Here is a 26,090-nt window from a genome sequence, read left to right as displayed (position 1 = left end):
ATGGTGCGCCCGGGGCGCTCCTTACATCAGGCTATTCAGCCGAAGATCCCGCCGAACCACTGGCTCAGCTTCATCATCACCATATCCCAGATGCGGCTGAAGAAGTTGCCCTCTTTCACCTCTTGCATCACCACCAGCGGGTGCTGTTCGATGGTTTTGCCGTCCAGCTGGAAATCGATGGTGCCGACCACCTGGTTTTTCGCCAGCGGCGCTTCCAGCGTCGGTTGGGTCAGCTTGTAGCTGGCCTTCAGGTTTTTCATCTGCCCTTTCGGAATGGTGACCGAGGCGTCTTTCGCCACGCCAAGCGGCACTTCGCTGACGTCGCCGAACCACACTTTCTGGGTGACGAACGGTTTATCGGCCTTGATCGGCGTCGCGGTTTCATAGAAGCGGAAGCCCCAGGTCAGCAGCTTTTCGCTTTCGCTAAAGCGCACGCGATCGCTCGGCGCGCCTAAAACCACCGAGATCAGACGCATCGGTCCGTCGGTAGCGGACGCCACCAGGTTGTGGCCGGCGCCGCTGGTGTAACCGGTCTTGATACCGTCGACGTTCAGGTTGCTGCTCCACAGCAGACGGTTGCGGTTAATCTGGCGGATCTTGTTGAAGGTGAACTCTTTCTCTTTATGCAGCGCGTATTCGTCCGGCACGTCGCGGATCAGCGCCTGACTCAACAGCGCCATGTCACGCGCGGTGCTGTACTGCCCTTCCGCATCCAGGCCGTGCACCGTCAGGAAGTGGGTATTCTGCAGGCCCAGGGATTTGGCATAGTTGTTCATCAGGCCAACGAACGAATCCTGGCTGCCCGCCACGTAGTCTGCCAGCGCGATGCTGGCATCGTTACCCGACTGGATCACGATACCCTTATTCAGTTCCAGCACCGGCACCTGATCGCCAGGCTTGATGAACATCAGCGAAGAGCCGCGCAGCGCCGGGTTACCGGGCGCCCAGGCGTCTTTGCCGACGGTGACCATGTCTTCCGGCTTGATCTTGCCGGCCTTGATCGCCTGGCCGATCACGTAGCTGGACATGATCTTGGTCAGGCTGGCGGGATCGAGACGGGTGTCGGCATTGCCTTCGGTCAGCACCTTGCCGCTGTTGTAATCCATCAGAATGTAGGCCTTGGCGTCTACCTGCGGCGGCGCCGGCGGCTCGGCGGCGCGCACGGCCGGGGCAGCCAGCAACAGGATGCCTACGCTGAAGGTCAGTTTTTTCAGGGAAGTGGATAAGTTTTTTTTCATCATGACGTCGCCAGAGTGTCCATTCAAACCATTGAAATAGCGTTAACTTTCAAACATGTTCACGTTTTAAGCCAACCAGCGAGAGTGGCCCGGTGCGCGCATGCCGGCCGCAACCCCCTGCGGCGCCCATAGCGGGTAACACAACGCACCGAAAATGCCCTTGCTGTGAGTTTATGTGATTTATCTTATTTTTGCAGGGTTTAGCGTGAATTTTCAGCATTTTTACATAACTGTACGCAGGCCCCTGCTGATCGTTTAAAAAAACATCGTGACGCGCATTTTTGCACCCACCCACGGCTAAACGGCCAAGCATCTGCACCGCTAAACATCTGCGCTTCCATACGTCCAAAAAAGATTAATATATTCCATAATGGCATATAGAACCGTTATTTGTTCTTTTTAAAGCGCTTATCCTCAGCGCTATCATCCGCACAACGACTTTTATACCGAATAATCCTGGAGATGAGTCATGGCGATCCCCCATTCCGTCATCGAGATGATTGGCAATACCCCGATGCTGGAACTGACCCAGTTCGATACCGGCCCATGCCGGCTGTTCGTCAAGCTGGAGAACCAAAACCCCGGCGGTTCGATCAAAGACCGCGTCGCGCTGTCGATGATCGAACAGGCCGAGCGCGACGGCAAACTGCAGCCGGGCGGCACCATCATCGAAGCCACCGCCGGCAATACCGGCCTGGGGTTGGCGCTGGTAGCGGCGCTGAAAGGCTATAAGCTGCTGCTGGTGGTGCCGGACAAGATGAGCCGCGAAAAGATCTTCCACCTGCGCGCACTGGGCGTGGAAGTGCTGCTGACCCGTTCGGACGTCGGCAAAGGGCACCCGGCTTACTATCAGGATTACGCCAAACGCCTCGCTGGAGAGATCCCCGGCGCCTTTTATATCGATCAGTTCAACAACCCGGCCAATCCGGCGGCCCATACGACCACTACCGCGCCCGAACTGTGGCAGCAGATGGAGCATGACGTGGACGCTATCGTCGTCGGTGTCGGCTCCGGCGGCACGCTGGGCGGGCTGAGCCGCTATTTCGCCGACGTTTCGCCGCAGACGGAATTTGTGCTCGCCGACCCTGCCGGCTCTATCCTGGCGGACTATCTCGACAACGGCCACATCGGCGAAGCGGGCAGTTGGTTAGTTGAGGGCATCGGCGAAGACTTCGTCCCACCGCTCAGCGACTTTGACCAGGTCCGCCACGCGTACCGCATCGGCGACGCGGAGGCCTTTACCACCGCGCGCGATCTGCTGCGCAAGGAAGGCGTGCTGGCGGGATCGTCCACCGGCACCCTGCTGGCCGCCGCTCTGCGTTACTGCCGCGCGCAAACCGAACCCAAGCGGGTCGTGACCTTCGTTTGCGACAGCGGCAACAAATACCTGTCTAAAATGTATAACGACCACTGGATGCTGGAGCAGGGCCTGCTGAGCAAACCGCAGCACGGCGATCTGCGCGATCTGATCGCCTATCGCCACGACGAAGGCGCCGCCGTTTCCGCCGCGCCGGACGACACGCTGGCGATCGTGCACGCCCGCATGCGGCTGTACGACATCTCGCAGCTACCGGTGCTGGAAGGCGATCGGGTCGTCGGATTGATCGATGAGTGGGATCTGCTGAACGCCGTCCAGGCCGACGCCGCCCACTTCAGCCTGCCGGCCGGCAGCGCGATGACCAAGCAGGTCCAGACGCTGCAAAAGGAAGCCGGCTACGAGGAATTACAGGCCACCTTCAACCATGGCCACGTCGCGGTGGTGCTCGACGGCGAGCGCTTCCTCGGCCTGATTACCCGCACAGACGTGCTTAACGCCTGGCGCCAAAAATTACGTTAATAAGGACCCATTATGGCCAAGTTTGATACGTTGACCGTTCACGCCGGTTACACCCCGGACGCGACCGGCGCAGTGATGCCGGCGATTTACGCCACCTCCACCTACGCCCAACCGGCACCGGGCGAGCATACCGGCTACGAATACTCCCGCAGCGCCAACCCGACGCGCACCGCGCTGGAAAGCGCCATCGCCGAACTGGAAGGCGGCAGCCGCGGCTACGCCTTCGCCTCCGGTCTGGCGGCCTGCTCCACGGTGCTGGAGCTGCTCGATAAAGACAGCCACCTGATCGCGGTAGACGACCTGTACGGCGGCACCTATCGCCTGCTGGAAAAAGTGCGCAGCCGCACCGCCGGCCTGCGCGTGACTTACGTGTCGCCGGCGGATCTCGCCGGGCTGGAACAGGCGATCGAACCGGATACCAAAATGATCTGGGTCGAAACGCCGACCAACCCGCTGCTCAAGCTGGCGGATCTGAGCGCCATCGCCGCGATCGCCAAAAAGCATCAGCTCATCAGCGTGGCGGACAACACCTTCGCCTCGCCGTATCTGCAACGTCCGCTGGATCTGGGCTTTGACGTGGTGGTGCACTCCGCCACCAAATACCTCAACGGCCACTCCGACGTGGTGGCGGGCGTCGCGGCGGTGGGGGATAACCCGGCGCTGGCGGAGCAGCTCGGCTTCCTGCAAAACGCGGTCGGCGGCATTCTCGATCCGTTTAGCAGCTTCCTGACGCTGCGCGGCATTCGCACCCTGGCCCTGCGCATGCAGCGCCACAGCGACAGCGCGCTGCGCATCGCCCAGTGGCTGGAGAGCCAGCCGCAGGTGGAAAACGTCTATTACCCTGGCCTGCCGAGCCATCCGCAGCATGAGCTGGCGGCACGCCAGATGACGCGCTTCGGCGGCATGATCTCGGTACGGCTGAAAGGCGACGACGCCTATGCGCGTCGGGTCATCCAGCGTTCGCGCCTGTTCACCCTGGCGGAAAGCCTGGGCGGCGTGGAAAGCCTGATTAGCCAGCCGTTCAGCATGACGCACGCCTCCATTCCGCTGGAACAGCGCCTGGCAACCGGCATCACGCCGCAGCTGGTGCGCCTGTCGGTGGGGATTGAGGATGTGGAAGATCTGATCGCCGATCTGCAGCAGGCGCTGGCGGAATAATCGCCGAATCAATCGCCATCAGCCCGGCCGGTGTGCCGGGCTTTTTTGTGCCTGATGTTCAGACGCCGATGACGTCCCGATAAAAGCGCTGTGCCACATCGGGGTGGGAACGGATGCGGCCTTTCAGGTAGTTATACCCCACGTCGCGCAGCAGCGGGTTGAGCGGATCGCTGGCCGGGCCGCGCGCCTGCGCCGCCAGCGGCGGCGGCAGTTGATACAGCGGCACCACCGCGTCCAGCCGTGCGCCGAGGAAGAACGCGATCGACAACCTGTCGCGCCCCGCCGGCGGCGTCTCCACCCGGTGCACCGTGGCGCGCAGATAGCCGTTGGTCGCCAGCTCCAGCAGCTCGCCGATGTTCACCACGAAAGTGTCTTCACGCGGCTGCGCGTCTATCCACCGCCCTTCGCTCACCTCCACCTGCAGCCCTTTTTGCGCGTCCTGCAGCAGGAAGCTGAGAAACCCGGAGTCCTTGTGCGCGCCAACGCCCTGTGCGCTGGTGGTAGTATCCCGCCCCGGATAGCGGATCAGTTTGATGTGCTCATTGGGCTTCTCGCCGTACAAGCGATCGAACGCCTGCTCCGGCAGCGACAGCGCCAAAGCGAAAGCGCGCAGCAGCCGCAGCGACATGGCGGTCATCGCCTGTTGCCACTGCAGCAGCAGCGGTTTCAGCGTCGGTAGCGCTGCCGGCCACTGGTTTGGCCCCTGCAGGCGCGCCCAGCGTGGCGTGTCGTCAGACAACGTCAGCGCCGGGCGTTCGGCGCCGATATCGAACTGCTCGCGCCAGTCAGGCTGCCCGCGCGTGAGCTCCGCCGCCGCCCGGTTGTAACCGCGAAAGTGCGGCGAATGCACCATCTGCACCGCCAGCTTGTCGGCTTCCGGCAGGGCGAAAAATTGCCGCGCGGCGTGCTGCAGTCGCGCATTCAACGCGCCGTCTACGCCGTGCCCACGCAGATAGAAAAAACCGACGTCGCGGGCCGCCGCGCGCAAATCGTCGAGAAAGGCGCGCCGCTGGCGCGCATCACCGTCAAGCTGCGAAAGATCCAGCAGCGGCAGCGTCTTCAGCGTCGTCAGATGCGTCATCATGCGGTTCCTCTTCTTCCCCGATCACGATCGGGCTGCCATACAGACGAATAATCAACATTGTCACTCCCCAGCGGGTAGCTGCGTTTGCCCCATAGTTATCACCGCGCTCGCCGGAGCGGCCAATATTGTTGCGTTCTAAGTTATGCAAACGTTCAACAAACTGTCGCAAAACCGTCATCAATGTTTCTTATGCTCTGCGCAATTTCGCCGACGCCGCTGGCTGGCGATGGGCGCTATCCGCTATCCTGTAAACGACCTCATACCCTGCCTGCCGGAGAAATACTGATGGATTTAGCCTTATTCGACCTGGATGAAACCCTGATTGACGATGACAGCGCCAGCCTGTGGATCCGCTGGCTGGTCGGCCAGGGCTTCGCGCCGGCGGAGCTGGAACTGCAGGAGCAGCAGCTGATGCAGCTCTATTATCAGGGCAAGCTGTCGATGGAGGACTACATGCAGGCCACGCTGGCGCCGCTGACCGGCCTGAGCGTGCAAACCGTGGCCGGCTGGGTGCAACGCTACATTCGCCGCGATATCCTGCCGCGCGTCTATCCCGCCGCCCGTGAGCGCCTGCAGTGGCACCGCGAACGCGGCGACTGCATCCTGGTGATCTCCGCCACCGGCGAGCACCTGGTGGCGCCGATCGCCGAACAGCTCGGCGCCGACGATGCGCTGGCGATCGGCGTGGAAATCAGCGACGGTCGCTTCACCGGCCACACCTACGGCACCATGACCTACCAACAGGGCAAGGTGATCCGCCTGCAGCACTGGCTTGCGCAGCATCCGCACCTGAAGTTCGAGCACAGCCACGGCTACAGTGACTCCCTCAACGACAAGGCGATGCTGCAATTCGTCGACAGCGCCACGGTGATCAACCCCGACAGCGAGTTGAGCGCGCTAGCGGCGGAGCACGGCTGGGAAGTGTGCCGCTGGGAGCGTTGATCGGCAGACAAAAAATGCCCTGCGGTGTGACAAAAAGCGCATTGTGGCGTAGGTATTAAGGGTCTTTAATCCGCTAACGGAGTTATCCCATGCTGACCATTTGGGGTCGTGAGAATTCGAACAACGTCAGGAAGGTGCTGTGGTGCGCCGCCGAACTGGGGCTGAGCTATACCCACATCAACGCCGGCGGCGCGTTCGGCAAGGTCAACGAAGAGAGTTACCGCGCGCTGAACCCGAACGGCCTGGTGCCGCTGCTGCAGGACGATGACTTCGTGCTGTGGGAGTCCAACACCATCGTGCGCTACCTGGCAGCGAAATTCGGCGACGCGACGTTCTATCCGCAAGATCTGCAGGCGCGCGCCGCCGCCGAGAAATGGATGGACTGGACCACCTCAACCATCGTTCCGGCCTTCACCATCGTCTTTTGGGGCCTGATCCGCACCGCACCGGAGCTGCGCGACATGGCGAAAATAGAAGCGGCGACCGCCACGCTGGAAAAACACTTCGATATCATTGAACAGACGTTGGCGCACCAGCCTTACCTCTCCGGCGACGCGTTCGGCTTCGGCGATATCCCGCTCGGCAGCTTCGCCTATGGCTGGTTCGAGATGCCGATCGCCCGCCGCCCACGGCCGAACATGGAGCGCTGGTATCAGCAACTGCGCGCTCGCCCGGCCTATCAGCGCGGCGTGATGAGCGAGCTCACCTGATGCGTGCGGGGCGTTACGACGCCCCGACCTTCAGCAGCTTGCCGTCCCGTTCGTCCGTCAGCAAATACAGATAGCCATCCGGTCCGCTGCGCACCTCGCGGATGCGTTCGCCGCGATCGCCCAGCAGCCGCTCTTCCGCCACCACTTTGTCACCCTCCAGCGTCAGGCGAATCAGTTCCTTTTGCGCCAACGCGCCGATGAACAGCGAGTGACGCCAGGCAGGGAAGCGCTGCCCGTCATAGAACGCCATGCCGCTGAGGCCGGGCGAGACTCGCCAATAGTGCAGCGGTTGTTCGGTGCCGGGCACCCGCTCTCCTTTCGCCTCCGGGATCGGCTGGCCGGAATAGTTGATGCCGTAGGTGGCCAGCGGCCAGCCGTAGTTTTTACCCGGCAGCGGGATGTTGAGCTCATCGCCGCCGCGCGGGCCGTGCTCGTGTTCCCAGATCGCGCCGCTCCACGGGTTCAATGCCAGCCCTTGCGGATTGCGGTGGCCGTAAGACCAGACCTCCGGGCGTTTACCTGCCTGGCCGACCCAGGGATTATCTGGTGGTATCGCGCCCTCGGCGGTCAGCCGCACCAGCTTGCCCTGCAGTTTGTCGGTTTCCTGCGCCGTCGGCCGCTGGTTGTTTTCACCCAGCGCGATAAACAGGTAGCCTTGCCTGTCGAACGCCAGCTTGCCGCCGAAGTGATTGCCGACCGACAGCTTGGGCTGCTGACGGAAGATCACCTTAAAGTTCTCCAGCCGCGCGCCATCGTCGCTCAGGCGGCCATAGCCGACCGCCGTGCCGGCTTTGCCGCCCTCGCCCGGTTCGGCGAAGCTGAGGTATACCCGGCGGCTGGCGGCGAAGTCGGGGGCCGGCAACACCTCCAGCAGGCCGCCCTGCCCCTCGGCGTAGACCTGCGGCACGCCGGCGATCGGTGCCGACAGGCCTTTGCCCGGCTGCCATAGCCGCAGCCGGCCGGGCCGTTCGGTGATAAGCAGGCCTTGATCCGCCGGCAAGAAGGCCAGCGACCAGGGGTGTTCCAGGCCGTCCTGCAGTTGGCTGACCGTCGGCGCGGCGTGCAGCAGGCCGCTGCACAGCAGCAAACCGGCCAGCAGAGTCAATCGGGGCATGGTGTCCTCCTGGGGTGAAATGACCCGTTTAGTGTAGCCCACTCAGCGGATGTGGTCGTTTGCATTACATTTCAATAGGTTGCCTTTTGGCCGTAGTGTGCTTAAGTTAACGCATCACCCAGGAGGAAAAATGGACATTACCGTTACCGACGCGATTGACGAACAAACCCTCGATGCGATCAGGCAAGGGCTGCGCGCTTACAACCTGCCGCATATCGACGCCAGCCACCGCAAGCCGCTCAGCGTCTATGCGCGCGACGAAGCCGGTACGGTGATCGGCGGCCTGACCGCCGAAACCTGGGGCAACTGGCTGAGCGTCGAGTGGCTGTGGGTGGCGGATACCCAGCGCGGCAGCGGCCTCGGTGGCCGGTTGATGCGCGCCGCCGAACGCGAGGCGCAGGCGCGCGGCTGCCGCTATGCTCGCCTGGATACCTTCAGCTTCCAGGCGCGGCCGTTCTACGAAAAACTCGGCTATCAGTTGCAAATGACGCTGAAAGATTATCCGGTGGAACATGAGTGTTATTTTCTCACCAAAACCCTGACTGATTAATGGATGGACGGATGGACAGCAAAAGCATGGTGGTGAACTGTGTGGCGTACAAAGCCGGCCAACGGCTGGGCGAAGTGACCATCGACGATATCAGCGAGGTGGTCAAACAGCCGGACACCTTCGTCTGGCTGGGGCTGCGGCAGCCGGAGCCGGCGTTTATGCGCAAGGTGCAGGAGGAGTTTGGCCTGCACGATCTGGCGATCGAAGACGCGCTGTGCGCGCATCAGCGGCCGAAGCTGGAAACCTACGGCGACTCGCTGTTCATCGTGGTGAAAACCGCGCAGTGGGGCGAACACGACGAAATCGAATACGGCGAAACCCACTTCTTCGTCGGCAAAAACTTTCTGGTGACGGTGCGCCACGGCGCCTCGCCCAGCTACGCGCCGATCCGCGCCAAGGCGGAAGAGAACCACAAGCAGATGTGCCGCGGGCCGGGCTTTGCCCTCTATTCGGTGTTGGACTTCGTGGTGGATAACTACCGCAGCGTGGTGACGCGCTTCGAGAGCACCATCGAGAACATCGAAGCCAACATGTTCCAGTCGGAGTTCGATCAGGCGGCGATCGAGAACGTCTATACCCTGCGCCGCCACCTGCTGGCGCTGCGCAACGCCGCGCTGCCGATGGATGAAATCTGCAACCAGCTGATCCGCCTGCACGAAGAGGTGATCCCGAAAGAGCTGCGCGCCTACGTGCGCGACGTGCAGGATCACGCGCATCAAGTGGTCAGCAACATCGACGACATGCGCGAAATGCTGACCAACGCCATGCACGTCAACCTGGCGCTGGTGACGGTCAAACAGAACGAAGTGGTGAAACGGCTGGCGGGCTGGGGGGCGATTTTGGCCATCCCGACGGTGGTCTTCAGCCTGTACGGCATGAACTTCGCCGATATGCCGGAGCTGAAGTTCCCGTGGGCCTACCACGCCACGCTGGGAGTGACCGCCGTCGGCTGCATTTTCCTGTATCAGAAGCTGAAGAAATCGGGCTGGCTGTAGCGCCCAAACGGCGGCTTTTCCCGCCGGCAAAGACGCTCTGCGGGGCAGCCGGGTCCACCGACCGCCCCGCCGCTTCAATACAGCATCGGCCGCCGATCGCGATGCACGTGATTGTGGCGGCCAATGTGCTTGTCATCGGCTGTGCCGAGATCCATCGATGCCAGCACCATGCCTTCGCCCTCCAGGCTCTGCGTCAACGGATAACCATCGGCGTCGACGATCACCGATCCGCCGATCCACGCAACGCCGCGCTCCGTTTCGCAGCGATCGCACACCGCGATGAACAGCCGATTGACGGCGGCGTTGGCCTGCGCCTTCACCATCTCCGCCGGCCGTTCACCCTGCGGGCGCGGCGCCAGCGGCCAGTTGACCGGCGCGCACAGCAGTTGAGCGCCGGCCAACGCCGGCAGCCGCACCCACTCAGGGAATTCGAGATCGTAACAGATCATCACCGCCAATCGGCCAAAACGGGTCTCGACGACCGGCGGTGGCCGATCGCCGGCGGTAAAGATCGTGCTCTCTTCATGCCACAGGTGGGCCTTGCGATAAATCGCCCTCACCCCCTGCGCATCGATCAATGCCGCGCTGTTGGCCACCTCACCCTCGGGCAGGCGCTCGCAGAAACCGGCGACGATCGCCACATCCAGCTCACGCGCCAGTCCCCCCCACAGGCTGAGGCTAGGCCCGTCTTCGGCCTCGGCCAACGCCAGCGCCTCCGCCTTATCGCGCAGCACGTAGCCGCTGTTCACCAACTCCGGTAACACGATGACGTTGGCGCCGTGCTGCGCCGCCCGGCGGATAGCCTGGGCGGACAGCGCCCGATTGTGCTCCGCTTCCCCTACCCGCAACGCTAACTGGCAGCATGCGACGCTGATTTTTTCCTTCACTCCGGTTCTCCTTCCAATAACCCCTCGCAGCGCAACGCCACCCGCCGTTCGGCTTCAAGATCGAGCTTACGGCACATTACGACATAAACGCTCCCGGCCACCAGCAGGCCGATCAGAAAAGCGATATCCGCGCCGCCCAGTAAAACAGCAAAGGGACCGGTGTAAAAGCCCAACGTCATGAACGGCACCATCGCCAGCAGACCGACCGCGTAAGCCGTCAGACCGGAGCCGCCCCAGCGGCCGTAGATCCCCGACGGGTTGAAGATTTCACCTATCGCGTAATGCCCGCCGCGCACCACGTAAAAGTCCATCAGGTTCACCGCCGTCCAGGGCACCAGAAAATACAGCATCAGCAGTACGAAGGTATTGAAGCTGGCGAGATAGCTCGCCGGGATGGCCAACGCCACCGCAAACACCGTCATAGCGACGACGCCAATGCCGGCCATGCGTAATTTCAACGTTGGCGTCACTTTACGGAACGCGTCAATCGCGCTGAGGCTGGTCAGCATTGCGCCATAACAGTTGACCGCCATGATACCGACCAGCGAGGGCACGGCGATCAGCACGGCCAACGTGCCAAACCCAGGATAGACGGCATTACCCACCGCCTGTACGCTGCCGATCGCATCGGGGGCCGGTAAGGCTGAAGCCAGAAACGCGCCCAGCGACATCAGCCAAAGCGCCGATCCGGCCGCCCCCAGGTAAGTCCAAAAGATCACGTTGGCCGACGGCGTTTCATGCGGTAAATAACGCGAGTAGTCGGAAACGTACACTGCGTAGCTGATTTGATAGCCGGCGGCGGCCGACAGCTGAATCAAAAAGGCCGCCCACGAAAAATGCCCAGCGCCGACGACGGCGTCCATCCGCAGCGACAACACGGCGCCGACCGTCAGCACGCCGAACACTGCCATCATCACATAGGTCAGCCAGCGCTGCACCGCATGCAGCATGTCGTGGCCGACGATCGCCAACAGCACGGCCACCGCGATCAGCAACGCATACCAAGGCAGACGGTGGCCCGGCAACACCGTGTTGATCGCATCGGTCGCGAGAATAACGTTGAACACATTGAAACCGATGTAAACAAACACCACGGCGGCAAAGGGAACGATGGCGCCACGCAGGCCGAATTGGGCCCGTGACTGGATCATCTGCGGCAGCCCCATGCGCGGCCCCTGATTGGCATGACACGCCATGAAGAACGTGCCGACCCCCACGCCGACGGCAATGGCCAGCATCGAATAAAGCGCGCCTAACCCCAACGCCGGGCCGCTGAAACCGACCACCATCGTCGTCAAAACGAAATTACCGGTAAACCAAAACGGCGCCTGATGCCAAACCTTGCCATGCCGCTCGTGACGGGGCACATAGTCTATCGAGCGCACTTCAATTTTTGGGCGTGACGCCACATTGCGATTGTTCATGTCCCACCTCGTCGTTTCAACGCTCGGTTTGCGGCTGCAGCTGCGCTGCCGGGCGGCTCAACAGGCTGCCCAACACGAAGGCGACGCCGCCGCCCAGCAGACCGCCGTAGATCGGGCTGTTGGCATCGATGCCGTGCCAGATCATCAGCCCTACCACACACAGGCTGCCGGTCAGCATGCTGGCAATCGCGCCGGCGCTGGTAGCGCGCGGCCAGAAGATCGCCCCCACCAACGGGATCAACATGCCCCCCACCAACAGGTTGTAAGCCAGCGTCAGCGCCGCCAGCACGTCGCGCACCACAAACGCCAGCCCCAGCATGACCACGCCCATGAAAAGCGTGGTGAAGCGCCCGGCGGCCAGCCCGCCGGAAGGTTTGCGGCGGATGGCCGGCAATACGTCCTCCAGCGCGATAGTGGAAGACGCCAGCAGGCAGGCGCTGGCGGTAGACATCAGCGCCGCCAACGCCGCGGCGGCCACCAGCCCGCTGACGCCGACCGGCAACACCGCCTGCGCGATAGCGGCGAAGGCGCCGTCGGTGTTGCTGAGCGACGGCAGCACGATCTTGCCGGCCATGCCGATCAGTGCGCCGGTCACGCCGTACAGCACGCAATAGACGCCCGCGCCCAGCCCGGCGAAGCGCGCCACGTTGGCGCTGCGGGCGGTGAACACCCGCTGCCAGATGTCCTGGCCGATCAGAATGCCGAAGAAGTAGATCAGGAAGAACACCAGAATGGTGTCCAGCCCGATCGACGACAGCTGGTAGTAACCGGCGGGCAGCAGGCTGGTGAACGCCTCCCAGCCGCCGGCCTTGACGATGCTCATCGGCATCAGCACCAGCATCATGCCGACGGTCATGATGATGAACTGAATGATGTCGGTCAGCGTCAGCGACCACATGCCCCCCAGCGTTGAATACAGCACCACCAGCCCGCCGCCAAGCAGGATAGACGCGCTGAACGACAGGCCGAACATCACCTGCATCACGCTGCCGATGGCGATGATCGAGGTCACCGCCACCATCAGGTCATACGCCAGCATGATCGCGCCGCTGGTGACCCGCGCGGCCGGGTGATAACGCCGCGACAGCACCTGGCTGACGGTATACAGCTTCAGTTTGAGCAGCGGCTTGGCCAGCACCAGGCTCAACACCACGATGCCCAGCCCGAGCGCGCCGCACAGCCAGACGCCGGAGATGCCGTAGGTGTAGCCGAGCTTGACGCTGCCGATGGTCGACGCGCCGCCGAGCACCACCGCCGACAGCGTGCCCAGATACAGCCCCGGCCCCAGGTTGCGCCCGGCCACCAGATACGCCTCTTTGGAATTGGCGCGGTGAATGCCCATCCATCCCACCGCGCCTATCACCAGAAAGTAAATCACCACAACCAGCAGATCGAGATTCATGGGTACCTCCACTCCGTTGTTATTGTTATCAGGGGGCCCGACGCAACCGCTCCGCCGGTAGGGTCAGTACGCCGGCCTCAGCGGGCCGGCAGCACGCACAACATTTCAAACAGCAGGTTGGCGGCCAGCAGCGCCGTGTTACCGGAGCGATCGTAAGGCGGCGACACTTCCACCACATCGCCGCCCACCAGGTTCAGCCCGCGGCAACCGCGCACGATCTCCAGCCCCTGCCAAACCGACAGCCCGCCGACCTCCGGCGTGCCGGTGCCCGGCGCAAAGGCCGGATCCAACCCGTCAATATCGAAGCTGAGGTAAACCGGTGCATCGCCTATCTGTTCGCGGATCTCCGCCATCAGCGGCGTCAGCGACCGATGCCAGCAGGCTTCGGCCGGCACCACGCGGAAGCCCTGGCGCCGTGACCAATCGAAGTCATCCGCCGCATAGCCGCTGCCGCGCAGGCCAATCTGCACCACCTTTTCGGGCGCCAGCAGCCCCTCCTCAAACGCGCGGCGGAAGGTGGTGCCGTGCGCCAGCTGTTCGCCGAACATCTCCTCATTGGTATCGGAATGCGCATCGACGTGGATCAGCCCGACCGGGCCATGTCGGCGGGCGACGGCGCGCAGCACCGGCAGCGTCAGGGTGTGGTCGCCGCCGAGCGTCAACGGCATGCAGCCGTGTGCCAGGATCTCGTGATAAGCCGCCTCGATGCGCTGCACGCTGTCCGCCAGGCTGTAAGGGTTGATGGCGACATCCCCCAGATCGGCCACCTGCAGCCGTTCGAACGGGGCGGAACCGGTGCCCATGTTGTAGGGACGGATCATCACCGATTCCTGGCGGATCTGGCGCGGGCCATAGCGGGTGCCACTGCGGTTGGAGGTGCCGATATCCAGCGGAATGCCGACAAAGGCGGCGTCCAGACCGTGCGCCTGTTCGGCGGCGGGCAGGCGCATCATGGTGGGAATACCGGCAAAGCGCGGCATGTCGTTACCGCTTTGGGGTTGGTTCAGCATGGCGTATCCTTGTCTTGATCTGCGATGAATTGAAACATTTGAGCAACATTCGCAGACTACCCCGTTGGCCGCCTCGGCTACCATTCCCGCTTTTGCATGTAAACATCGGAAAACGCGATGCAACTAACCTATTGAAGTATTGATTTTTATTTCAAATTCATGCCATAAGGAAGACCATATCTTCAGCGCCGCACCTATTTCTTCGATGTTAAAAATGGGTTAACCGGCCGACGTTCTGCGGAGGGGGCGATGCTCACCAACCTAAGCGATATCGATCTGAAACTGCTGCGGGTGTTCGTCGCGGTGGCGGAAGCCCAGGGCGTCAGCGCCGCACAGGAAGCGCTGTTGATGAACCAATCCACCATCAGCACCCACCTGGCCTCGCTGGAAACCCGGCTGGGTTTTCGCCTGTGTCAACGCGGCCGCTCCGGCTTCCGGCTGACGCCCAAGGGCGAACGCATGCTGATCGCCTGCCGCTCGCTGTTCAACGCCGCCCGCGACTTCACCCGGGTCAGCCAGTCGCTGAACGGCCTGCTGACCGGCGATCTGCAGATCGGTCTGGTGGATAATCTGGTTTCGCTGCCGGGCAATCCGTTCAGTCAGGCCATCCAACACTTCCAACGCCGACATCAGGACGTGCAATTGCAGTGCCGCATCTGTTCGCCGAACGAGATTGAACAAGGGTTGCTGCACCGGCAGCTCGATCTGGGCATCGGCTACTTCGGCCAGCAGCTGGAGGCGTTGCGTTATCAGCCGTGGCTGGAGGAGACGCAGGCGATCTACTGCAGTAGGGATCACCCGCTGTTCGCGGTAGAAGAACCGGGGCGCGAGCAGATTGAAAACGCGCGCTGGGTCAAGCGCGGCTACCTGCTGGCACAGCAGCTGTGCCCGATCGCGCCGCCGCATCTGGCCGCGGTGGCCCACCATATGGAAAGCGTCGCCCATCTGGTGCTGAGCGGCACCTGTCTCGGCTATTTGCCCACCCACTACGCGGCGCGTTGGGTGGAACAGGGGCTGCTTCGGCAGTTGGGCGGTACGGCGCTCTCATACCGCGCCACGCTCAGCCTGGTCAGCCGCCCCGTCCAGCCCGACGAGGCGCTGAACGCGCTGCTGGAGGATTTGGCGCGCGCCGCACGCCCATCACCTCATCGCTGAGAGGCCAGCGCCCGATTCATGGCAAACAGCGTGCCGGTTAAAGACAGGACGAGTAATCCGATGATGGCCCAGGCGAAAGAGGGCGCCCCGCCCTTGTCGAGCAACATGCCGCCGACCGCGCCACCGGCTGCCACGGCGGTATTCCAGCCCGTCGTATACATGGACTGCGCCACGTCGGCCGCGCGACCGGAAAGGCGTGACAATGCCGTCTGCGTGAGGGTGGCGAAACCGCCGAAAGCCAAGCCCCAACAAGCCACGGAGAGATAGACCATCGGGATCATCCGTCCCCCACTCCCCAGCAGCACGGCAGCGAGAGCAAAGATGACGATACTCATCACCGTAAGAGATTGGACTCGCCGATCGACCAGCATCCCGGCGACGCCCAATCCGGCAATCGCGCCCAGCCCGAAGATAAACAGAACGATATCGACCCGCTCGGACAACCCCGACGGCTTGAGAAAAGGCTCCAGGTAGATATACAGAATGTTATGGGCAACGATAAAGGTGAACACCACGAACAGCACGGCGCGGATCCCCCGTTGCAAGAATACGCCGCTCAGAGACGGCCGATGCGCCTTAGCCTGGCCGGGGAAATCCGGCACGATGGCGATGATCCACACCACGAGCACCAGCGCCATCAACGTCATCAGACCAAAGGCGCCCTGCCAGCCGATGGCTCGGCCAAGCAACGTGCCGAGCGGTACGCCAAGCACCAACGCCAGAGTGGCGCCGGCGCCGGAGATCGCAATAGCGCGGCCGCCAAGGTGGGCCGGTGACATGCGCACCGCATAACCGGCCAGCAAGGACCAAACGATGCCGCCGAAAACGCCGGCGAAGAAACGCGTCGCCAAGGAGACGTGATAATCGTTCGACAGCGCCGTGACGAGGTTAACGATGGCAAAACCGCCGATCGCACTCAAGAGCAAGGGGCGGCGCCGCATGCCCTGCGTCAATGCGGTGAGCGGAATAGCGGCGACCAACGCGCCCACCGCATAGGCGGTGATGAACTGCCCCGCCAGGCTTTCAGATACGTTCAAATCGCCCGCGATCGAAGACAGCACGCCCGCCGGCATGATCTCGGTCAGCAGCGTGATAAAAGCGGCCATCGCCAACGCCAGCAGGCCGCCCAGCGGCAACCGATCGATGCCCTCGGCAGGCGCAGATATCGTCGTTTGATTCATTAATCACTCCCCATTCAAAGATGTTTCCGCCCATCGCGGATGACGTTTGCATCATGCTGCCCACTCGCTGATAAAAGAAAAACAGGCTAAAGTGAACAACACTCATGACATAAAGTTCATCAATAGAATGGAAGCCTATGGAAAGTCTGGGTTCTCTCGACGTTTTCGTGCGGGTCAGTGAAAGCCGAAGTTTCACGGCGGCCGGGCAACAGCTGGGGATCTCCGCCTCGGCGGTCAGCAAGACCATCGCCCGGCTGGAGGAACGACTCAGCGTGCGCCTGTTTCACCGCTCTACCCGCACGGTCAACCTGACACCGGAAGGGGCCTTGTTTCTGGAAAGGTGCCGACGCATTTTGAGTGAGGTGAAAGAGGCGGAAGCCGAACTGTTGCAAACGCGGGGAACACCTCAGGGCAAGCTGCGCATCAGTCTCCCGTCGCTGGGCACGCTTTTCATGCCAAAACTGGGGGACTTCAAGCGCCGCTATCCTGAGATCGAGCTGGATATTGATTATTCGGATCGGCTGGTTGACGTGATTGAGGAAGGTTTCGATGCCGTTATCCGCAGCGGAACCCCGAGCGATTCACGGCTGGTTGCCCGCCGGCTGGGTACCTGCCGCAAGGTTTTCGTTGGCGCCCCGGGTTATTTCAGCAAAGTGGGTATGCCGCGCAAGCCCGAGGATCTGACAAGCCATGCCCGTTTGCATTATCGCTTTCCCAGCACCGGCAAACTGGATGTCTGGCCGCTGGGAGACAAGACGGAGATGATCCCCGAACGGCCGGCCAGCATGGTGACAAATACCCTCGATCCGCAGGTATGCTTCGCCGAACAAGGGCTGGGCATCGCTTATTTGCCGGAGATCGCCGTGCGCAGACAGCTGGAACAGGGCAGCCTGGTGACGGTTTTGGATGACTACGACCGCGAGAACATGGTTTTTCATGTCCTCTGGCCGTCGGGCCGCCACCTGTCAGTCAAAATCAGGCTGTTCGTCGACTTTGTGACGAGCCACCTTTTCCCGCTTTAAACAACGTATGCCGCCTTAACTGACCGGCATACGCGCCGGATCGGGATACTGGTACTCAAAACCCAGCTCGTTGCAGATGCGGTTGCCGTCCACCAGCCGCTCATCCTGATCCGCTTCGTCGGCGAACTGCGGCGGCGCCAGGTGCAGCTGTTCGGCCAGCGCAGGATAAAATTCGCGTTTGGCCGGATGATGCGGCGCGCACAGGTTGTACACGTGACCGCCCCTCGGCAGCTTCAGCAGCAGTTGGATGGCGGCGATGACGTCGTCCTGGTGCACCAAATTCACCCCCTGCGACCCGCCCTTCACGTCGAGTTTGCCCGCCAGGAAGCGGCCGGGGTGACGATCGGCGCCCACCAGCCCCGCCAGCCGCAGAATGTCCACCGAGGTGTTCGGCAATTCATGCAGCCAGCGCTCCAGCTCGGCCAACACCCGGCCCGACGGCGAGACCGGCCGCAGCGGCGACTCTTCGCGCAGCGTGCCGGCGGTTTCGCCGTACACCGAGGTGGAACTGGTAAAGATCACCCGCGGCACGCCAAAGGCCATCGCGCTGTCCACCAGCATGCGCACCGCATTGAAATAATTCTCGCTGCCTTCGACGGTACGGCGAGCGGGCAGCGTCACCACCAGCGCATCCACACGCAGCAGCGATTCCAGATCGTCCGGATCGCACACCAGCTCCGGCGTCAGCTCCAGTTGATAGCATTCAATGCCGCTCATGCGCGCGGCCTCGACGCCGTCCGGCGTGGTTTTGCTGCCGACCACATCATACCCGCGGCCCATCAGCGATAACGCCAACGGCATGCCCAGCCAACCTAAACCAATAATGGCTACCTTTTTCATCCTCTTCCTCTCCTGAAGATCGCAGCGCCCTGCCCCTAAGGCTACGCCACTGTACACGGCGATACAATCTGCCCGGCTTAAGGTTAGGTAAAGCCGTGTGTGGCTAATAACTCAACCTGTTTCAATAAATTAAATTTATGACGTTAAAAAAGGGTTGCACGGTGGACAGCGGATAGTTTAGCTTAATTGGCATACGGTTTTTACCGGCTTTTGATTAGAGAAAAACACCATGACACGCGTTCAGTTCAACCACCATCATCACCATCACCCTGACTAGTCTTTCAGGCGATGTGTGCTGGAAGACAGTTTGTTAATCTTCCAGTGGCGCGCAGAACGCAAGAGAGAGCCCTCGGAAGATTTCTTCCGAGGGTTTTTTTTTGGCTCCGGACAGACAGAAAAGAAAGTTTTTTACAATAAATTCATAAAATTACAAATTAAACAGAGGTTACCATGCTGGACAAGACACGTTTACGGATCGCAATGCAGAAGTCGGGCCGCCTGAGCGATGAATCCCAGGTACTGCTGGCACGCTGCGGCATCAAGATCAACCTGCAGCAGCAGCGTCTGATCGCCTTCGCCGAAAACATGCCGATCGATATCCTGCGCGTGCGCGACGACGACATCCCGGGCCTGGTGATGGACGGCGTGGTCGATCTCGGCATCATCGGCGAGAACGTGCTGGAAGAAGAGCTGCTCAGCCGCCGCGCCCAGGGTGAAGACCCGCGTTACTTCACCCTGCGCCGCCTCGATTTCGGCGGCTGCCGCCTGTCGCTGGCCACCCCACTCGACGCCGAATACGCCGGCCCGCAAAGCCTGCAGGACGCCCGCATCGCCACCTCTTATCCGCACCTGCTGAAGCAATACCTCGACAAACAAGGCGTGCGCTTCAAATCTTGCCTGCTGAACGGCTCGGTGGAAGTCGCGCCGCGCGCCGGCCTGGCCGACGCCATCTGCGATCTGGTCTCTACCGGCGCCACGCTGGAGGCCAACGGCCTGCGCGAAGTGGAGGTGATCTACCGCTCCAAAGCTTGCTTGATCCAGCGCGACGGCGAAATGCCTGAAGCCAAACAGCAGCTGATTGACCGCCTGATGACCCGCATTCAGGGCGTGATCCAGGCGCGCGAATCCAAATACATCATGCTGCACGCGCCGAGCGAGAAGCTGGACGAGATCGTCGCGCTGCTGCCGGGCGCCGAACGCCCGACCATTCTGCCGCTGGCCGGCGCGCAGAATCGCGTGGCGATGCACATGGTCAGCAGCGAAACCCTGTTCTGGGAAACCATGGAAAAACTCAAAGCGCTCGGCGCCAGCTCGATTCTGGTGCTGCCGATTGAAAAGATGATGGAGTAACGCCATGTCGACCTTCAACACGCCGATCGATTGGGCAACGTGCAGCGCCGAACGCCAGGCCGAGCTGCTGATGCGCCCGGCGATTGCCGCCTCCGACAGCATCACCCGCACGGTGAGTGAGATCCTCGACAACGTGAAGGCCAATGGCGATCGGGCGCTGCGCGACTACAGCGCCCGTTTCGACAAGGCGGAAGTCTCGGCGCTGCGCGTCAGCGTCGAGCAGATCGCCGCCGCCGCCGCGCGGTTGGGTGATGACATCAAACAGGCGATGGCGGTGGCCGTCGCCAACGTGGAAACCTTCCACAACGCGCAGCGACTGCCGCCGGTGGACGTCGAAACGCAGCCAGGCGTGCGCTGCCAGCAGGTGACCCGCCCAATCGACTCGGTGGGCCTGTATATTCCCGGCGGATCGGCGCCGCTGTTCTCCACCGTGCTGATGCTGGCGACGCCGGCGCGCATCGCCGGTTGCCGCCGGGTGGTGCTGTGCTCGCCGCCGCCGATCGCCGATGAGATCCTGTATGCGGCGCAGCTGTGCGGCGTGCAGGAAGTGTTTCAGGTCGGGGGCGCGCAGGCGATCGCCGCCCTGGCGTTCGGCACCGAAAGCGTGCCGCGCGTGGCGAAGATCTTCGGGCCGGGCAACGCCTTCGTGACCGAAGCCAAGCGGCAGGTCAGCCAGCGCCTCGACGGCGCGGCCATCGACATGCCGGCCGGCCCTTCGGAAGTGCTGGTGATCGCCGACGCCGGCGCCACCCCGGCGTTCGTCGCTTCCGATCTGCTGTCGCAGGCCGAACACGGCCCGGATTCGCAGGTGATCCTGCTGACGCCGGACGCGGCGATGGCGCAGGCGGTGGCCGAAGCGGTGGAAAGCCAGCTGGCCGAGCTGCCGCGCGCCGACACCGCACGCCAGGCGCTGGCGAGCAGCCGCCTGATCGTAGCGCGCGATCTGACTGAGTGCGTGGCGATCAGCAACCGCTACGGCCCGGAGCACCTGATTATTCAGACCCGTAATGCGCGCGAACTGGTGGACAGCATCACCAGCGCCGGTTCGGTGTTCCTCGGCGACTGGTCGCCGGAGTCCGCCGGCGATTACGCCTCCGGCACCAACCACGTGCTGCCGACCTACGGCTACACCGCCACCTGCTCCAGCCTCGGGCTGGCCGATTTTCAAAAACGCATGACGGTGCAGGAGCTGACGCCGCAGGGCTTCAGCAACCTGGCCGCCACCATCGAGACGCTGGCTGCCGCCGAGCAGCTGATCGCCCACAAGAACGCCGTGACCCTGCGCGTCGCCGCCCTGAAGGAGCAAGCATGAGCATCGAAAAACTGGCGCGCGCCAACGTTCGCGAGCTGACCCCTTATCAATCGGCGCGCCGCCTCGGCGGTAAGGGCGACGTGTGGCTGAACGCCAACGAATACCCGATCGCACCGGAATTCCAGCTGACCGCGCAAACCTTCAACCGCTATCCGGAGTGCCAGCCGGCGCAGGTGATCGAACGCTACGCCGCCTATGCCGGGGTCAAGAAAGAGCAGGTGCTGGTCAGCCGCGGCGCCGATGAAGGTATCGAGCTGCTGATCCGCGCCTTCTGCGAGCCGGGCAAAGACGCCATTCTGTTCTGCCCGCCGACCTACGGCATGTACGCCGTCAGCGCCGAAACCTTCGGCGTGGAGCGCCGCACCGTGGCCGCCAAAGAAGACTGGCAGCTGGATCTGCCGGCCATCGCAGACAGCATGGACAACGTGAAGCTGATCTACGTCTGCAGCCCGAACAACCCAACCGGCAACCTGATCGACCCAGACTCTCTGCGCAGCCTGCTAGAGCTAGCCAAGGGCAAGGCGATCGTCGCGGTGGACGAAGCCTATATCGAGTTTTGCCCGCAGGCCACGGTGGCCGGCTGGCTGAGCGACTATCCGCACCTGGCTATCCTGCGCACGCTGTCGAAGGCCTTTGCGCTGGCCGGCCTGCGCTGCGGCTTTACGCTCGCCAATGAAGATCTGATTGCCCTGCTGCTGAAGGTGATCGCGCCTTACCCGCTTTCGACGCCGGTGGCGGATATCGCCGCGCAGGCGCTGAGCGAAGAAGGTATCCGCACCATGCGCCAGCGCGTCACCGATATCGCCGCCACCCGCAGCTGGCTGCAGCAACAGCTGGAGAAATGCGCCTGCGTCGAGCAGGTTTTCGCCAGCGACAGCAATTACCTGCTGGCCCGCTTCACCGCCTCAAGTAATGTGTTTAAAAGCTTGTGGGATAAGGGCATTATCTTACGAGACCAAAACAAACAGCCCGGGTTGTCCGGCTGCCTGCGCATCACCATAGGCACCCGCGACGAATGTCAACGCGTGGTGGACGCCTTGTCCGCCCTACCCGGCGCCAACCCGACTCGCCAGGAGCCAATGTGAGCCAAAAAATCCTCTTTATCGATCGTGACGGCACGCTGATCGCCGAGCCACCGGAAGATTTCCAGGTTGACCGCCTGGACAAGCTGGCGCTCGAGCCAGACGTGATCCCTTCCCTGCTGGCGCTGCAACAGGCGGGGTATCAGCTGGTGATGATCACCAATCAGGATGGGCTCGGCACCGCCAGTTTCCCTCAGGAAACCTTCGATCCGCCGCACAACCTGATGATGCAGATCCTCAGCTCGCAGGGCATTCAGTTCGCCGATGTGCTGATCTGCCCGCACCTGCCGGCGGACAACTGCGACTGCCGCAAGCCGAAAACCGCGCTGGTGAAGGGCTACCTGGAACCCGGCGTGCTCGATACCGCGCACAGCTACGTGATCGGCGATCGGCCGACCGACGTGCAGCTGGCAGAAAACATGGGCATCCAGGGGCTGCGTTACCAGCGCGGCGTGCTGGGCTGGAAAGAGATCGTGCGCCAGCTGACCCTGCGTGACCGTCACGCGCGGGTTAACCGCGTGACCAAAGAGACGCAGATCGATGTCAACGTCTGGCTGGATCGCGAAGGCGGCAGCAAAATCAAAACCGGCGTCGGCTTCTTCGACCACATGCTGGATCAGATCGCCACCCACGGCGGCTTCCGCATGGAGATCGACGTCAAAGGCGACCTGTATATCGACGATCACCACACCGTAGAGGACACCGGCCTGGCGCTGGGCGAAGCGTTGAACAAGGCGCTGGGCGACAAGCGCGGCATTGCCCGCTTCGGCTTCGTGCTGCCGATGGACGAGTGTCTGGCGCGCTGCGCGCTGGATATCTCCGGCCGCCCGCACCTGGAGTACAAGGCCGAGTTCAACTATCAGCGCGTCGGCGATCTCAGCACCGAAATGGTCGAGCACTTCTTCCGTTCGCTCTCTTACACCATGGGCTGCACGCTGCACCTGAAGACCAAGGGCAAAAACGACCACCACCGGGTCGAAAGCCTGTTCAAAGTGTTTGGCCGCACGCTGCGCCAGGCGATCCGCGTCGAAGGCAATACCCTGCCGAGCTCGAAAGGAGTGCTGTGATGAACGTGGTGATTTTGGATACCGGCTGCGCCAACCTGGCCTCCGTCACCTACGCGGTGCGGCGCCTGGGTTACCAGCCGGCGGTGAGCCGCGATCCAGAGATCGTGCTGCGCGCCGACAAGCTGTTCCTGCCGGGCGTCGGCACCGCGCAGGCGGCGATGGATCAGCTGCGCGAACGCGATCTGATCGAACTGATCAGGGCCTGCACTCAGCCGGTGCTGGGCATCTGCCTCGGCATGCAGCTGCTGGCGGCCAGCAGCGAAGAGAACGGCGGTATAACGACGCTCGGCCTCATCGATACGCCGGTAAAGCAGATGACCGACTTCGGCCTGCCGCTGCCGCACATGGGTTGGAACCAGGTGTCCGCGCAAGCGGGCCACCATCTGTTCCGCGGCATCGATGACGGCGCCTACTTCTATTTCGTACACAGCTATGCGATGCCGATATGCCCCAGCACCATCGCCCAGGCGAACTACGGCGAGCCCTTCACCGCCGCCGTGCAAAAAGACAACTTCTTCGGCGTGCAGTTTCATCCAGAACGATCTGGAGCGGCCGGCGCGCAACTGTTGAAAAACTTTCTGGAGATGTAGGCAGCATGATTATTCCGGCTTTGGATTTGATCGACGGCAACGTGGTGCGCTTGCATCAGGGCGATTACGGCCAGCAGCGCGACTACGGCAACGATCCGCTGCTGCGTCTGCAGGACTATCAACAACAGGGCGCGCAGGTACTGCACCTGGTCGATTTGACCGGCGCCAAGGATCCGGCCGCACGCCAGATCCCGCTGCTGCGCAAGCTGTTGGCGGGGGTTAACGTGCCGGTGCAGGTCGGCGGCGGCATCCGCAACGAGCAAGACGTCAGCGCCCTGCTGGAGGCCGGCGCCACACGCGTGGTGATCGGCTCTACCGCGGTGAAACAACCGCAGTTGGTGCAGAGCTGGTTCGAGCGCTACGGCGCCGACGCGCTGGTGCTGGCGCTGGACGTGCGTATCGACCCGCAGGGCGTGAAACGCGTGGCCATCAGCGGCTGGCAGGAAGATTCCGACGCCACGCTGGAACAGGTGGTGGAGCAGTTCCTGCCCTACGGGCTCAAGCACGTGCTGTGCACCGATATTTCGCGCGACGGTACGCTGGCCGGTTCCAACGTGGCGCTGTATCAGGCGATCAGCCGCCGCTATCCGCAGGTGGCCTTCCAGGCCTCGGGCGGCATCGGCAATCTGGACGACATCGCCCGGCTGCGTGGCAGCGGCGTTGCCGGCGTGATCGTAGGGCGCGCCCTGCTGGAAGGTAAATTTAGCGTTGAGGAGGCGATCGCATGCTGGCAAAACGGATAATCCCGTGCCTGGATGTTAAAGACGGGCAAGTGGTAAAAGGCGTGCAGTTCCGCAACCACGAAATCATCGGCGACATCGTGCCGCTGGCGCAGCGCTATGCGCAAGAAGGTGCGGACGAGCTGGTGTTTTACGATATCACCGCCTCGAGCGACGGCCGGGTGGTGGACAAAAGCTGGGTATCGCGCGTGGCGGAGGTGATTGATATTCCGTTCTGCGTCGCCGGCGGCATTAAAAGCGCCGAGGATGCCAGCCAGATCCTGTCTTTCGGCGCCGACAAGATTTCGGTCAACTCGCCGGCGCTGGCCGATCCTGAGTTGATTAGCCGCCTGGCGGAACGCTTCGGCGTGCAGTGCATCGTGGTAGGCATCGACACCTGGTTCGACAGTGAAACCGGCAAGTATCACGTCAACCAATATACCGGCGACGAGAGCCGCACCCGCATCACCCAGTGGGAAACCCTCGACTGGGTACAGGAAGTGCAGCGCCGCGGCGCCGGTGAGATCGTGCTGAACATGATGAACCAGGACGGCGTGCGCAACGGTTACGATCTGCAGCAGCTGCGCCGGGTGCGCGAGGCCTGCAAGGTGCCGCTGATCGCCTCCGGCGGCGCGGGCACCATGGAGCATTTCCTGGAAGCGTTCCGCGATGCGGACGTCGACGGCGCGCTGGCGGCGTCGGTGTTCCACAAACAAATCATCAATATCGGCGAACTGAAAAGGTTCCTGGTCGAACAAGGCGTGGAGATTCGCGTGTGCTGACAGAACAACAGAGAAACCAGCTGGACTGGGAAAAAACCGACGGCCTGATGCCGGCCATCGTGCAGCACGCCGTATCCGGCGAAGTGCTGATGCTGGGTTACATGACGCCGGAAGCGCTGGCGACCACCGAGCAGAGCGGTAACGTCACCTTCTTCTCGCGCACCAAGCAACGCCTGTGGACCAAAGGCGAAAGTTCCGGCCACTTCCTCAAGGTGGTCAGCATCACGCCGGACTGCGATAACGACACGCTGCTGGTATTGGCCAACCCGATCGGCCCGACCTGCCACCTCGGCAACAGCAGCTGCTTCCACCCGGCCGCCAGCGACTGGACGTTCCTCTATCAGCTGGAGCAGCTGTTGGCGGAGCGCAAGCACGCCAGCCCGGACAGCTCGTACACCGCCAGCCTGTACGCCAGCGGCACCAAGCGCATCGCGCAGAAGGTCGGGGAAGAAGGTGTGGAAACCGCGCTGGCCGCCACGGTCAACGATCGCGAAGAGCTGACCAACGAAGCCTCGGACCTGATCTATCACCTGCTGGTGCTGCTGCAGGACCAGGATCTGGATCTGAGCGCGGTGATCGGCCGGCTGCGCGAAAGGCATCAGAAATAATGCACACAGGCTTCCCTGATAATGGGAAGCC

General features: G+C 62.4%; 27 protein-coding genes and 1 other annotated feature. Of the genes, 17 read left to right on the top strand and 10 right to left on the bottom strand.

The genetic code is table 11. The features are described from left to right. Positions 1 to 35: 35 nt before the first annotated feature. Positions 36 to 1,241 carry a serine hydrolase gene (locus tag ACSJLU_RS08070; RefSeq protein ID WP_043137823.1) on the bottom strand — a complete coding sequence of 402 codons (1,206 nt, stop codon included), beginning with the start codon at positions 1,239 to 1,241 and terminating at the stop codon, positions 36 to 38. A 466-nt stretch (positions 1,242 to 1,707) separates the two neighbouring features. Here ACSJLU_RS08070 and ACSJLU_RS08065 point away from each other — a divergent pair, with 466 nt between their 5' ends. Together ACSJLU_RS08065 and ACSJLU_RS08060 are read left to right on the top strand one after the other, a co-directional pair. Next, positions 1,708 to 3,075 (top strand): cystathionine beta-synthase, encoded by a 1,368-nt coding sequence (locus tag ACSJLU_RS08065; protein WP_346421756.1) that lies wholly within the window; start codon positions 1,708 to 1,710, stop codon positions 3,073 to 3,075. 12 nt (positions 3,076 to 3,087) lie between these two features. Next, entirely contained in the window at positions 3,088 to 4,233 is a 1,146-nt protein-coding gene (locus ACSJLU_RS08060) for a trans-sulfuration enzyme family protein (RefSeq protein WP_025302206.1), read from the top strand. 58 nt (positions 4,234 to 4,291) lie between these two features. Here ACSJLU_RS08060 and ACSJLU_RS08055 read toward each other — a convergent pair whose 3' ends face one another. Both ACSJLU_RS08055 and ACSJLU_RS08050 read right to left on the bottom strand, forming a co-directional pair. After that, positions 4,292 to 5,314, bottom strand: coding sequence for an isopenicillin N synthase family dioxygenase (locus ACSJLU_RS08055; RefSeq protein WP_164100086.1), 1,023 nt, complete (start codon positions 5,312 to 5,314; stop codon positions 4,292 to 4,294). Then, positions 5,259 to 5,495 carry a hypothetical protein gene (locus ACSJLU_RS08050; protein WP_072008235.1) on the bottom strand — a complete coding sequence of 79 codons (237 nt, stop codon included), beginning with the start codon at positions 5,493 to 5,495 and terminating at the stop codon, positions 5,259 to 5,261. The genes ACSJLU_RS08055 and ACSJLU_RS08050 overlap by 56 nt, the downstream gene beginning before the upstream one ends. Before the next feature lie 107 nt (positions 5,496 to 5,602). Between ACSJLU_RS08050 and ACSJLU_RS08045 the strand changes: the two genes are divergently transcribed. Next, entirely contained in the window at positions 5,603 to 6,259 is a 657-nt protein-coding gene (locus ACSJLU_RS08045) for an HAD family hydrolase (protein WP_025302204.1), read from the top strand. A gap of 89 nt (positions 6,260 to 6,348) precedes the next feature. Beyond that, the gene (locus tag ACSJLU_RS08040; protein ID WP_043137833.1) at positions 6,349 to 6,969 is read left to right on the top strand and encodes a glutathione S-transferase family protein; all 621 of its coding nucleotides are present in this window, start codon (positions 6,349 to 6,351) and stop codon (positions 6,967 to 6,969) included. Positions 6,970 to 6,982: 13 nt separating this feature from the next. On the opposite strand, the gene ACSJLU_RS08035 is transcribed toward ACSJLU_RS08040, so the two are convergent. After that, on the bottom strand, positions 6,983 to 8,083 hold the full coding sequence (locus ACSJLU_RS08035; protein ID WP_089195701.1) for a PQQ-dependent sugar dehydrogenase: 1,101 nt from the start codon (positions 8,081 to 8,083) through the stop codon (positions 6,983 to 6,985). A gap of 130 nt (positions 8,084 to 8,213) precedes the next feature. Between ACSJLU_RS08035 and ACSJLU_RS08030 the strand changes: the two genes are divergently transcribed. Continuing rightward, complete coding sequence (locus ACSJLU_RS08030; protein ID WP_025302201.1) at positions 8,214 to 8,633, top strand: GNAT family N-acetyltransferase; 420 nt, start codon at positions 8,214 to 8,216, stop codon at positions 8,631 to 8,633. An 11-nt stretch (positions 8,634 to 8,644) separates the two neighbouring features. After that, the gene (locus tag ACSJLU_RS08025; protein WP_025302200.1) at positions 8,645 to 9,628 is read left to right on the top strand and encodes a magnesium and cobalt transport protein CorA; all 984 of its coding nucleotides are present in this window, start codon (positions 8,645 to 8,647) and stop codon (positions 9,626 to 9,628) included. Positions 9,629 to 9,702: 74 nt separating this feature from the next. On the opposite strand, the gene ACSJLU_RS08020 is transcribed toward ACSJLU_RS08025, so the two are convergent. The 4 genes from ACSJLU_RS08020 to speB all read right to left on the bottom strand — a co-directional run bounded on the left by ACSJLU_RS08020 (position 9,703) and on the right by speB (position 14,351). Beyond that, positions 9,703 to 10,515: a nitrilase-related carbon-nitrogen hydrolase gene (locus tag ACSJLU_RS08020; protein ID WP_149570447.1), complete on the bottom strand. Its 813-nt coding sequence runs from the start codon at positions 10,513 to 10,515 to the stop codon at positions 9,703 to 9,705. Next, positions 10,512 to 11,939 carry a purine-cytosine permease family protein gene (locus tag ACSJLU_RS08015; RefSeq protein ID WP_099817577.1) on the bottom strand — a complete coding sequence of 476 codons (1,428 nt, stop codon included), beginning with the start codon at positions 11,937 to 11,939 and terminating at the stop codon, positions 10,512 to 10,514. Before ACSJLU_RS08015 ends, ACSJLU_RS08020 begins: the two co-directional genes overlap by 4 nt. A 16-nt stretch (positions 11,940 to 11,955) precedes the next feature. Further along, a complete protein-coding gene (locus tag ACSJLU_RS08010) occupies positions 11,956 to 13,341 on the bottom strand; it encodes a sodium:solute symporter (RefSeq protein ID WP_025302197.1) in 1,386 nt (461 codons plus the stop codon). 77 nt (positions 13,342 to 13,418) lie between these two features. Beyond that, complete coding sequence (gene speB, locus ACSJLU_RS08005; RefSeq protein WP_049207921.1) at positions 13,419 to 14,351, bottom strand: agmatinase; 933 nt, start codon at positions 14,349 to 14,351, stop codon at positions 13,419 to 13,421. Between the two features lie 249 nt (positions 14,352 to 14,600). Here speB and ACSJLU_RS08000 point away from each other — a divergent pair, with 249 nt between their 5' ends. After that, positions 14,601 to 15,506, top strand: coding sequence for a LysR family transcriptional regulator (locus tag ACSJLU_RS08000; protein WP_025302195.1), 906 nt, complete (start codon positions 14,601 to 14,603; stop codon positions 15,504 to 15,506). Here the strand turns inward: ACSJLU_RS08000 and ACSJLU_RS07995 are convergent. Continuing rightward, positions 15,497 to 16,687, bottom strand: coding sequence for an MFS transporter (locus tag ACSJLU_RS07995; protein WP_025302194.1), 1,191 nt, complete (start codon positions 16,685 to 16,687; stop codon positions 15,497 to 15,499). The genes ACSJLU_RS08000 and ACSJLU_RS07995 overlap by 10 nt on opposite strands. Positions 16,688 to 16,824: 137 nt before the next feature. On the opposite strand from ACSJLU_RS07995, the gene ACSJLU_RS07990 reads away from it, so the two are divergent. After that, positions 16,825 to 17,709, top strand: a complete 885-nt coding sequence (locus tag ACSJLU_RS07990; protein ID WP_043137856.1) for a LysR family transcriptional regulator — start codon at positions 16,825 to 16,827, stop codon at positions 17,707 to 17,709. A 15-nt stretch (positions 17,710 to 17,724) separates the two neighbouring features. Here the strand turns inward: ACSJLU_RS07990 and ACSJLU_RS07985 are convergent, their stop codons facing one another. Further along, positions 17,725 to 18,549: an SDR family oxidoreductase gene (locus ACSJLU_RS07985; RefSeq protein ID WP_043137858.1), complete on the bottom strand. Its 825-nt coding sequence runs from the start codon at positions 18,547 to 18,549 to the stop codon at positions 17,725 to 17,727. Positions 18,550 to 18,778: 229 nt separating this feature from the next. Between ACSJLU_RS07985 and hisL the strand changes: the two genes are divergently transcribed. The 9 genes from hisL to hisIE all read left to right on the top strand — a co-directional run bounded on the left by hisL (position 18,779) and on the right by hisIE (position 26,059). Continuing rightward, positions 18,779 to 18,826, top strand: coding sequence for a his operon leader peptide (hisL, locus tag ACSJLU_RS07980; RefSeq protein WP_100396937.1), 48 nt, complete (start codon positions 18,779 to 18,781; stop codon positions 18,824 to 18,826). After that, positions 18,802 to 18,928, top strand: a sequence feature (His leader region). It overlaps the preceding gene by 25 nt. A gap of 71 nt (positions 18,929 to 18,999) precedes the next feature. Beyond that, complete coding sequence (gene hisG / locus ACSJLU_RS07975) at positions 19,000 to 19,899, top strand: ATP phosphoribosyltransferase (RefSeq protein WP_380825611.1); 900 nt, start codon at positions 19,000 to 19,002, stop codon at positions 19,897 to 19,899. A gap of 4 nt (positions 19,900 to 19,903) precedes the next feature. Continuing rightward, the gene (gene hisD / locus ACSJLU_RS07970; RefSeq protein ID WP_164068637.1) at positions 19,904 to 21,211 is read left to right on the top strand and encodes a histidinol dehydrogenase; all 1,308 of its coding nucleotides are present in this window, start codon (positions 19,904 to 19,906) and stop codon (positions 21,209 to 21,211) included. Beyond that, positions 21,208 to 22,296, top strand: coding sequence for a histidinol-phosphate transaminase (hisC, locus tag ACSJLU_RS07965; protein WP_380825615.1), 1,089 nt, complete (start codon positions 21,208 to 21,210; stop codon positions 22,294 to 22,296). Before hisD ends, hisC begins: the two co-directional genes overlap by 4 nt. After that, entirely contained in the window at positions 22,293 to 23,360 is a 1,068-nt protein-coding gene (gene hisB / locus ACSJLU_RS07960; RefSeq protein WP_015377254.1) for a bifunctional histidinol-phosphatase/imidazoleglycerol-phosphate dehydratase HisB, read from the top strand. Before hisC ends, hisB begins: the two co-directional genes overlap by 4 nt. Further along, positions 23,360 to 23,950 (top strand): imidazole glycerol phosphate synthase subunit HisH, encoded by a 591-nt coding sequence (gene hisH / locus ACSJLU_RS07955; protein ID WP_049205880.1) that lies wholly within the window; start codon positions 23,360 to 23,362, stop codon positions 23,948 to 23,950. Before hisB ends, hisH begins: the two co-directional genes overlap by 1 nt. A gap of 5 nt (positions 23,951 to 23,955) precedes the next feature. Beyond that, on the top strand, positions 23,956 to 24,693 hold the full coding sequence (gene hisA, locus ACSJLU_RS07950) for a 1-(5-phosphoribosyl)-5-[(5-phosphoribosylamino)methylideneamino]imidazole-4-carboxamide isomerase (protein WP_380825618.1): 738 nt from the start codon (positions 23,956 to 23,958) through the stop codon (positions 24,691 to 24,693). Then, positions 24,675 to 25,451, top strand: a complete 777-nt coding sequence (gene hisF, locus ACSJLU_RS07945; protein ID WP_025302187.1) for an imidazole glycerol phosphate synthase subunit HisF — start codon at positions 24,675 to 24,677, stop codon at positions 25,449 to 25,451. Before hisA ends, hisF begins: the two co-directional genes overlap by 19 nt. Then, a complete protein-coding gene (hisIE, locus tag ACSJLU_RS07940; RefSeq protein WP_072627992.1) occupies positions 25,445 to 26,059 on the top strand; it encodes a bifunctional phosphoribosyl-AMP cyclohydrolase/phosphoribosyl-ATP diphosphatase HisIE in 615 nt (204 codons plus the stop codon). Before hisF ends, hisIE begins: the two co-directional genes overlap by 7 nt. Positions 26,060 to 26,090 lie beyond the last annotated feature (31 nt).

The sequence above is a fragment of the Serratia bockelmannii genome (genome assembly GCF_051803255.1).
Classification (GTDB): domain Bacteria; phylum Pseudomonadota; class Gammaproteobacteria; order Enterobacterales; family Enterobacteriaceae; genus Serratia; species Serratia bockelmannii.
Note: the sequence above shows the minus strand (reverse complement) of the source record. Positions and strands in the feature narration are given on the sequence as shown.

Coding starts and splice junctions, on each gene's coding strand:
- hisF (WP_025302187.1), top strand. CDS start 24,675: ATGCTGGCAAAACGGATAATCCCGTGCCTGGATGTTAAAGACGGGCAA.
- ACSJLU_RS08000 (WP_025302195.1), top strand. CDS start 14,601: ATGCTCACCAACCTAAGCGATATCGATCTGAAACTGCTGCGGGTGTTC.
- ACSJLU_RS07995 (WP_025302194.1), bottom strand. CDS start 16,687: ATGAATCAAACGACGATATCTGCGCCTGCCGAGGGCATCGATCGGTTG.
- ACSJLU_RS08010 (WP_025302197.1), bottom strand. CDS start 13,341: ATGAATCTCGATCTGCTGGTTGTGGTGATTTACTTTCTGGTGATAGGC.
- ACSJLU_RS07985 (WP_043137858.1), bottom strand. CDS start 18,549: ATGAAAAAGGTAGCCATTATTGGTTTAGGTTGGCTGGGCATGCCGTTG.
- ACSJLU_RS08015 (WP_099817577.1), bottom strand. CDS start 11,939: ATGAACAATCGCAATGTGGCGTCACGCCCAAAAATTGAAGTGCGCTCG.
- hisA (WP_380825618.1), top strand. CDS start 23,956: ATGATTATTCCGGCTTTGGATTTGATCGACGGCAACGTGGTGCGCTTG.
- ACSJLU_RS08040 (WP_043137833.1), top strand. CDS start 6,349: ATGCTGACCATTTGGGGTCGTGAGAATTCGAACAACGTCAGGAAGGTG.
- ACSJLU_RS08035 (WP_089195701.1), bottom strand. CDS start 8,083: ATGCCCCGATTGACTCTGCTGGCCGGTTTGCTGCTGTGCAGCGGCCTG.
- hisD (WP_164068637.1), top strand. CDS start 19,904: ATGTCGACCTTCAACACGCCGATCGATTGGGCAACGTGCAGCGCCGAA.
- ACSJLU_RS08025 (WP_025302200.1), top strand. CDS start 8,645: ATGGACAGCAAAAGCATGGTGGTGAACTGTGTGGCGTACAAAGCCGGC.
- ACSJLU_RS08065 (WP_346421756.1), top strand. CDS start 1,708: ATGGCGATCCCCCATTCCGTCATCGAGATGATTGGCAATACCCCGATG.
- hisG (WP_380825611.1), top strand. CDS start 19,000: ATGCTGGACAAGACACGTTTACGGATCGCAATGCAGAAGTCGGGCCGC.
- ACSJLU_RS08070 (WP_043137823.1), bottom strand. CDS start 1,241: ATGATGAAAAAAAACTTATCCACTTCCCTGAAAAAACTGACCTTCAGC.
- ACSJLU_RS08045 (WP_025302204.1), top strand. CDS start 5,603: ATGGATTTAGCCTTATTCGACCTGGATGAAACCCTGATTGACGATGAC.
- ACSJLU_RS08060 (WP_025302206.1), top strand. CDS start 3,088: ATGGCCAAGTTTGATACGTTGACCGTTCACGCCGGTTACACCCCGGAC.
- ACSJLU_RS08030 (WP_025302201.1), top strand. CDS start 8,214: ATGGACATTACCGTTACCGACGCGATTGACGAACAAACCCTCGATGCG.
- ACSJLU_RS07990 (WP_043137856.1), top strand. CDS start 16,825: ATGGAAAGTCTGGGTTCTCTCGACGTTTTCGTGCGGGTCAGTGAAAGC.
- hisH (WP_049205880.1), top strand. CDS start 23,360: ATGAACGTGGTGATTTTGGATACCGGCTGCGCCAACCTGGCCTCCGTC.
- ACSJLU_RS08050 (WP_072008235.1), bottom strand. CDS start 5,495: ATGACGGTTTTGCGACAGTTTGTTGAACGTTTGCATAACTTAGAACGC.
- hisC (WP_380825615.1), top strand. CDS start 21,208: ATGAGCATCGAAAAACTGGCGCGCGCCAACGTTCGCGAGCTGACCCCT.
- ACSJLU_RS08055 (WP_164100086.1), bottom strand. CDS start 5,314: ATGACGCATCTGACGACGCTGAAGACGCTGCCGCTGCTGGATCTTTCG.
- speB (WP_049207921.1), bottom strand. CDS start 14,351: ATGCTGAACCAACCCCAAAGCGGTAACGACATGCCGCGCTTTGCCGGT.